The 6,904-nt window shown below is 68.5% G+C and carries 7 protein-coding genes; 1 reads left to right on the plus strand and 6 read right to left on the minus strand.

Features of this window, described 5'->3' with window-relative positions:
* Positions 1-678: 678 nt before the first annotated feature.
* Positions 679-1,374, minus strand: a complete 696-nt coding sequence (locus D7X12_RS37200; RefSeq protein WP_120629944.1) for a sterol desaturase family protein — start codon at positions 1,372-1,374, stop codon at positions 679-681.
* A gap of 48 nt (positions 1,375-1,422) precedes the next feature.
* Positions 1,423-1,974 (minus strand): peptide deformylase, encoded by a 552-nt coding sequence (def, locus tag D7X12_RS37205; protein ID WP_120629945.1) that lies wholly within the window; start codon positions 1,972-1,974, stop codon positions 1,423-1,425.
* On the opposite strand from def, the gene D7X12_RS37210 reads away from it, so the two are divergent.
* Positions 1,973-2,566 carry a nuclear transport factor 2 family protein gene (locus D7X12_RS37210; RefSeq protein WP_244225013.1) on the plus strand — a complete coding sequence of 198 codons (594 nt, stop codon included), beginning with the start codon at positions 1,973-1,975 and terminating at the stop codon, positions 2,564-2,566. The two genes, def and D7X12_RS37210, sit on opposite strands and share 2 nt — an antisense overlap.
* 1 nt (position 2,567) lies before the next feature.
* Here D7X12_RS37210 and D7X12_RS37215 read toward each other — a convergent pair whose 3' ends face one another.
* The 4 genes from D7X12_RS37215 to D7X12_RS37230 all read right to left on the minus strand — a co-directional run bounded on the left by D7X12_RS37215 (position 2,568) and on the right by D7X12_RS37230 (position 6,426).
* On the minus strand, positions 2,568-4,001 hold the full coding sequence (locus D7X12_RS37215; RefSeq protein WP_120629947.1) for a hypothetical protein: 1,434 nt from the start codon (positions 3,999-4,001) through the stop codon (positions 2,568-2,570).
* A 90-nt stretch (positions 4,002-4,091) separates the two neighbouring features.
* Positions 4,092-4,625: a hypothetical protein gene (locus D7X12_RS37220; protein ID WP_120629948.1), complete on the minus strand. Its 534-nt coding sequence runs from the start codon at positions 4,623-4,625 to the stop codon at positions 4,092-4,094.
* A gap of 35 nt (positions 4,626-4,660) precedes the next feature.
* Positions 4,661-5,275, minus strand: a complete 615-nt coding sequence (locus D7X12_RS37225; RefSeq protein ID WP_120629949.1) for a DUF2378 family protein — start codon at positions 5,273-5,275, stop codon at positions 4,661-4,663.
* Positions 5,276-5,316: 41 nt separating this feature from the next.
* Positions 5,317-6,426, minus strand: a complete 1,110-nt coding sequence (locus tag D7X12_RS37230) for a 3-oxoacyl-ACP synthase III family protein (protein WP_120629950.1) — start codon at positions 6,424-6,426, stop codon at positions 5,317-5,319.
* Positions 6,427-6,904 lie beyond the last annotated feature (478 nt).

Genomic DNA, 6,904 nt, shown 5'->3' on the forward strand with positions numbered 1-6,904 from the left:
GCGCTCGCTGTCAACTCGCTTGTTGACTGCCCTATTTTCTTGTCGACGCTACACCTCATCCAGAAGTACCTTCCGCGCCAGTGCGCGGGCTTCCGGGTGAGGGGCGCGGCTTCTACCACCGCGCACTTCAGAGTCAACCCTTTCGGTTCGACTCTTTGCTCCGTCCGACGTTCGCGCTGACTGCTCGCTTTCGTCGGGGGCGCGGCTTCTACCACCGCGCACTTCAGAGTCAACCCTTTCGGTTCGACTCTTGTTCCTTCCGACGTCCGCGTCTGCTGCCCGCTTTCGTCGAGGGAGGCGGCTTCTACCACCGCCGTCCTGCTGATCAACATTTTTAGTGTCGACCCTTACTGCCGCCCGCTCACTCGTCCGACTCTCTTCCGTCGGATCCGTTTGGGCGGGGCGCGGCTTCTATCTCTCCGCCGCGTTCAGGGTCAACAACCTTCGTCGACCCTTTTCTTCCTTCCCCGTGCAGCGCTCCGAAGCCCTGGGGCACCGGTCCGTTGCGCGGGGAAGGAGTCTCTAACGCTTCGATTCGGAGACGTCAAACCCTGATTGATCCGGCCTGATCATTCCGTCGGAGGCGCCCAGGATATGAGCACCGCGTTCCTTGGGGAAAACCCCCAGAACCTCGTTTCTTCTTTCCGTGCCCTTTCCTCCAGGAACGCTGCCTGCCCCTCATCCAGCAGGGCGGCGCTGCTCGCGCTTCTCCCTCCACCACGTGCCGCAGAGCGCGTCCCCGAGGGGAAAAGTGATGTTGAAGTTGTGGCGCCCCATGCGGCTCTGGTCGTGGTGCACCTGATGATGCCTCCTCAGGAACCTCACGAAGGGCAACCTGGCGCTCCAATGGTCTCTCGGCAGGTGCGTGCTGAAGTGCACCCACTCGTACGCGAGGTAGTAGCCCAGGGCGGTGGCCAGGAAGAGCCAGCCCGCGTTGGCGGAGATGAGGAGGAAGCAGAGGGCCGCCAGGGGTGTGGCGATGGCTCCCAGGAAGAAGAGGAGCAGCACCGGCGGGAAGAGCACCATCTTGAAGTCCCGGCTGGACTCGTAGGCCATTGCTTCGTGCGTGAAGAAACGGTGGTGCTGCGCGGTGTGGCGCTCGAAGAGGCGGCGCAGGCCTCTTCTGGAGTGATGCATGGGGCCACGGTGACCGAGGAACTCGACCCCGTTCGCGAGCACGACCATGCAGGGGACTCCCAGCAGCTCCCAGGCTCGGACCCCTTCCACCCTTCCCAGCGCCAGGGTGATTCCCCCCAGGCAGACGAGGCTCGTGAAGGCGAAGTGGGCCCAGCCCCGGTAGCCCGGGCCGATGGCCTGGGCCCGGTACTCCTCCCGGAAGGTGTGGACCTGCCGGGGCACGGCGCTCGGTTCCATGCGCTCGAGCGTAGCCTGCCCCGTGGGTCCGCCGCCTTCCGCGTCCGGCTAGGAGCGCTTCGAGCCCTTGTCGTCCCGCCCTGAGGCCGGGGCTTCTTCCTTCCGGCGGGCCATGGACTTCTGCAACTTGCGCATGCGCTCCAGGATGAGGCCGCGCTTGAGGCTGGAGAGGTGGTCCACGAAGACGTGGCCGTCCAGGTGGTCGATCTCATGCTGGAGGACGTGCGCGAGCCGGCCTTCCGCCTCCAGCTCGTGCCACTCGCCCTTCTTGTCCTGGTAGCGGACCTTCACGCGCTCGACGCGGGGGCACTTCTCCCACACGTCCGGGACCGACAGGCAGCCCTCCTCCAGCTTCGTGTCCCCCTGCTTCGACAGCATCTGCGGGTTCACGATCTCGAAGGAGGTGCCGTCCTCCCTCCCGACGATGGCGACCCGGAGGGGCTCACCGACCTGGTTGGCCGCGATGCCGATGCCCTTGGCTTCCGCCATGGCCTCCGCCATCTCCTCGAGGAGCTTTTCGAGCGCCGGGCCGAAATCGGTCACGGGCTGGGTGGACGTGGTGAGAACCTTGTGGGGCCAGATGACGATGTCGCGAGCCATGCGCCCGCATCTTGCCACGCGCCGCCCCGTTGCTCAGCACTTCCCGCGTACCGACGGTCTGACGGCCCACACCGCGCGCGAAGCATGGCCGGTCTGCTACACCCCGGCCATGCACCCGCACTCCCAGCTCATCACCGACTTCTATTCGGCCTTCCAACGGCGCGACGCGGACGGCATGGCCGCCTGCTACCACCCGAACGTGGAGTTCAACGACGCGGTCTTCCAGGGCCTGCGCTACGCGGGCGCCACCTCCATGTGGCGCATGCTGCTGGAGCGCGGGAAGGACCTGGAGCTCACCTTCAGTGACGTCCAGGCCGATGACCGCACCGGCCGCGCCCACTGGGACGCGCGCTACACGTTCAGCCAGACGGGCCGGAAGGTCCTGAACCGCATCGACGCGACGTTCGAGTTCGCCGATGGGAAGATCGTCCGCCACACCGACCACTTCCCCTTCTGGACGTGGGCGCGGCAGGCGCTCGGGCCCGTGGGGTTCGCGCTCGGGTGGACGCCGCTCCTGCACAACAAGGTGCGCGCCCAGGGCGCCGCGGGCCTGCGCAAGTACATGCGCGAGCGCGGCATCCAGGGCGATTGAGTCACCCGCCCACGTCGAGCTGCTTCAGCGTCACGGGGCCCTTGGGGCCCTGGCGCTCCAAGGTGGCTTCACAGCGCACCTCGCCCATCCAGTCCGTGTAGCGCAGCACCGCCGTGCCGTCGGCGTGCAGCCACAGCGTCGCGTGGCCGTGATTGCCCCGGTCCTGGCGCACGCCCGTCCATTCAGGGAAGCGCGGCCGGGATTCGAAGAAGCGGACCGGCGCCACCGGGTGCTCCGGGGCGTCCCTCCTCTCGTAGGGGAAGCCTCCGTGGCCCAGGCTCGCCCCCAGGAAGGGCAGCCCGGGGGCCCGGTCGTAGAGCGCTCCGCCCTGGGCTCCTGCCCAGCACCACAGGTCCACCCACTCGCGCTCCAGGACGAGCGAGGCCAGGTCTTGCGAGAGCAGGGGGGACCGCTGGCGCGGGTCCGGTCCGTAGGGAGCGGCGTGGCTCAGGAGGATGTTCATCGCACCCCTCCTGCGCCCCTCCGACAGCCGCTGCTCCAGCCATTGGAGCAGCGCGGGCTCCCGGTGACGGCCGGCTTCGAACCAGGCGGTGTCCAGGCCGATGAGCTGGAAGCGCTCCGCGGCGAGGCAGAAGTAGCTGCCCTCCTGGGGATGGCGGCGGCCCGCGCCCCGCCGCTCGTCCAGGTAGCGCAGGTAGGCGCCCGCGCCCGAACGCATCTCCGGTGCCGCGTTCAACGTCAGCAGCGTCGTCGTCGCGAGCAGCGGCTCCAGGGGCTCCGCCACGTGCGCGTCGAACTCTCCCTGCCGGCCCGCGTAGAAGACGCCTCCCAGATGCACCGCGCAGTCCAGGCGCTCGCCCCGCATCACGAGCTGGCGGGCGAGGTACTTCGAGGCGTACTCGCCCGTGCCGAAGTCCCCGAAGAGCGCCACCTCCACCGGGTGCCCCGGGGCCGGCTCCCGCAGCGGATAGAGAAAACGGCTCTTCGCGCCGAAGTGCCAGCGGAACGGGGCCTGCCTCGACGCCGCCCCCTGCTCCAGCCAGAGCGGCCCGCTGAAGAGCAGCCAGCCGCGCAGGTCCGACTGGGGCTCGAAGCGCGTGCGCGTGGGGTCGATGGGGATCTCCTCCGTCATCAACGGGAACGTGAAGTCGGTGGGCAGCCCTGCCGTGCCCCTCCGCGCGTGGCGTTCCGTGGTGTCGAGGCGCTCCTGCAACTGGCCGGGGTCCGTGAATAGCAACTCGAGCTCTTGCAGCACCTCCACGAACGCGCCCACCGTCACCCTCGCCCCCAGCCCGGTCTCCGTCCAGCGCAGCACGTCCTCCGGCTCTTGCAGGAAGGCGGCCCGGAGAGCCTCCAGTTCCTCGGGGCCGAGGACCGGGAGGTCCGTGTCGGGCGACGCGGGCTGCGTGGGCGGCGCGCTTCGGGGCGGTCGGTAGCCCAGCGACTCGTAGAGCTGCTTCCACCTGCCTTCCATACGTCCCCCTCGTGACGGCTTCGGATGCCGTCCCAGGGACGCATCCTCCCAGGCATCCCCGACATGCCTTTTCCGCCCCGGAAGCGCGCTTCAGGGACGGGCGGTGCCTTCACTCCGGAAGGCGTAGAGCGTGTAGTAGGAGCCCGTCGCGAAGCCGGGCAGCTTGAGCGGGTTGAACACACTCAGGTTCGACAGCACTCCGCCCACGAAGCCCGGGGGCACCTCCACCAGCTTCAGCGCGCCGCCCGCGAGCACCACACCCGCCTGGGGCTGGTCGTTGCTCACCAGCGTGCACTCACCCGAGGCCGTGAAGGCGCCCACCGGCAGCAGGAAGCGCGCGTAGAAGGGCACCCGCGTGCCCGGGGCGAACGTCCGGTCCGTCAGCCGGAAACAGGCCGTCGCCGTCCCCACCTGCTCGTAGCCGTCCACCACGGACCGGCCCTCCACCACCCGGTGCAGGGGCACGTACAGGCCTGCCCCCAGCTTCACCGTGGGCTCGAAGGGCGCCGCCGCGCACACCGCCGCATCCGGGGGCGACGCGGCGTCCTCCTGCGAGCGGAATGCATACACCCACTCGTTGCCTGACTGCAGTCGCGCCGCGGTCCCTGCCAGCTCCTGCGACATGTGGCCCTCCCCGAGTTGGAGACCGCGTGCGGCGGCTACTGCCAGGACACCGTGTATTCGGTGTCCACCGTACCGGTCTGCTTTCCGTGCACCTGCACGCTCCGGGCGCCCAGGGCCTCGATGACCGCTTGAAGCACGCCCTCGTGGTACGGCGGGGGCATGAAGTCGCGCTTCATGATGAGCCGGCCCGTGCGCTCGCCCGTCCAGTCCACGTGGCGCTCGCCGTAGCTCACCGCCGCGCGGTAGCCCGTCGGCAGGTTCGTCACCAGGCGCTTCGGGCTGTCTCCCGCGAGCAGCAGCAGCGTCTTGCCCGCCGCGGACGACAGGAAGTCCGTCGTCGCCTGCGTGCCCATCTTGCGCATCATCGCGTCGAAGCCGCCCAGCTGCGGGCCCATCAACTGCGCGCCCGTGAAGGCCAGCTTCAGGAAGCCCGACACGGGGTAGTTGAAGAAGTCCACGAACTTCTTCTCCGGCACCGAAGCCAGACACCGCTCCACCGCCGGGTCACCGCCCAGGATGCGCACCGCGTTGAGCGCTCCGTTGAAGAACATGCCTCGGGCCGTGTCGTCGGGGGTCGTCAGGGCGAGACGTTTCTCCAGGTCCTGGGCCCGTACCGCATCCAGGACCGCATCCTTGCGCTGTTCACTCATAGAGGGGGGAATCTCCGGGGGGGAGGAGATGAACGCCCGCGCTAGAGGCGCACGAGCTGAGCGCCATAATGAACGTTGGCGCCGACCGCCGCCACCATCACCAGATCTCCACTGCCGAGTGCTACGCGACCCGCCTCCAGGTCCTCGGACAGGAGGATGAGCATGCCGGCCGCCGAGGTATTGCCGATGCGATCCACGTTGCAGGCCACGGCCTCCTTCGCCAGGCCCGCCCGACTCACGAACGAGTCCATCACGCGCTTGTTCGGCTGGTGGAAGTAGTAGCGCTTCACCTGGGCGCGCACGGCCGGCGTGCTCACCGCGTCCAGGCACTTCTGCATGTACTCCGGGTAGCTGCGCGCCACCTTGAAGCCATCCACCACGAAGGCCATGTCCGACGGGCGCGTCCGCCCCGGCTGATACGGCAGCTTCAGCATCCCGCCGCCCCGGCGCGACACCAGCTCCGCGTACGCATTGCCGGAGAAGGAGGAGAGGATGCCCGGGCCGTCCTCGTCACCCGGCTGTGAGCGCAACACCACCGCGCCGGCGCCATCCCCGAAGACATACATGGACAGGTAGGCGTTGAGCGCCTTGGGCCGGCCCGGCGTGGGCGGCAGCTCGTCCGTGTAGACCTCGCGGTTGAGCAGGGGCGAGGTGAACGCCGAGGCCACCACCGCCACCGTGCGGAAGCGGCCGCCCTCCATCATCTTGCGCGCCAGGTCCAACACGTACGGCGTGCCGCCACAGCCGTCGTCCACCACCAGCGCGAACGCGTCCTCGCGCATCCCCAGCCGCTCGTGCAGCGCCATGGCGTCGTGGTTGAAGTGCGGCGCGTCCGGCGTGCACGTCACCACGAAGAGCGCGTCCAGCTCCTTCGCGTCCACCCCGCCCCGCGACAGGGCCTGGCGCAGCGAGAGTTCGCACATGTCCGTGTTCGTCGCCGGGTAGAAGCGGCCCGCCACGTCGTCCGGAGGCGGAATCGCCCGGCCCGTCTCGTCGTCGAAGTCCCAGAGGAACCGACGCTCGCGGATGCCGATCTTCTCCTCGATTCGCTCCGCGGACCAGCCGGGGATGGCACGGGCAATGCGCTCGTTGCTGATGGTCCGCGCTGGAACAAAAGCCCCCGCCCCCACCACACAAACCCGTTCGGTCATCTCTCGTGGCCTCGTGGTCACACTGCCTTGCTGGTCGGGAGGAACTCCCGGGCAGGGCTGATTCCACAGCACGTTTCAGGCCAGCTGCTAAACCCCTGGAAAGACGGTCTTCCGCCCTGAATCCGCATCACCAGTGAAGCACACGGTGAGTGGAAAGAGGTCCTGGGGCCTGGGAAATCCGTGAGATAGAGGACGCTTCAGGAGTGAAGCATTCCACGTGGAATGAACCACACGCGGGGTGGGCTTCACGCTGGGTCCCCTGAAGATGCACGCAGGGTGTCTGCCATTGGACCCGCGCTGTCAACCGATTGCGGGCCCTCGGCGCCCTGCCCTCCTTCTACGGAGGGCAGGAAACATCGGATTTCAGCGCGCCGCTCAGAAGGGGATGTTGTCGTCGTCGCCGGGGGGCGGAATCTCGCCGTCGTCCGGCGGACTGCCGAAGCCGCCGTAACCCCCGCCACGGCCGCCACCACCGCCG

This window comes from Corallococcus sicarius (assembly GCF_003611735.1).
Taxonomy (GTDB): Bacteria; Myxococcota; Myxococcia; order Myxococcales; family Myxococcaceae; genus Corallococcus; species Corallococcus sicarius.

Bases quoted from the DNA above. Each gene is read 5' to 3' on its own strand.
- D7X12_RS37200 (WP_120629944.1), bottom strand. From the start codon at position 1,374: ATGGAACCGAGCGCCGTGCCCCGGCAGGTCCACACCTTCCGGGAGGAG.
- D7X12_RS37210 (WP_244225013.1), top strand. From the start codon at position 1,973: ATGCGCCCGCATCTTGCCACGCGCCGCCCCGTTGCTCAGCACTTCCCG.
- def (WP_120629945.1), bottom strand. From the start codon at position 1,974: ATGGCTCGCGACATCGTCATCTGGCCCCACAAGGTTCTCACCACGTCC.
- D7X12_RS37215 (WP_120629947.1), bottom strand. From the start codon at position 4,001: ATGGAAGGCAGGTGGAAGCAGCTCTACGAGTCGCTGGGCTACCGACCG.
- D7X12_RS37220 (WP_120629948.1), bottom strand. From the start codon at position 4,625: ATGTCGCAGGAGCTGGCAGGGACCGCGGCGCGACTGCAGTCAGGCAAC.
- D7X12_RS37225 (WP_120629949.1), bottom strand. From the start codon at position 5,275: ATGAGTGAACAGCGCAAGGATGCGGTCCTGGATGCGGTACGGGCCCAG.
- D7X12_RS37230 (WP_120629950.1), bottom strand. From the start codon at position 6,426: ATGACCGAACGGGTTTGTGTGGTGGGGGCGGGGGCTTTTGTTCCAGCG.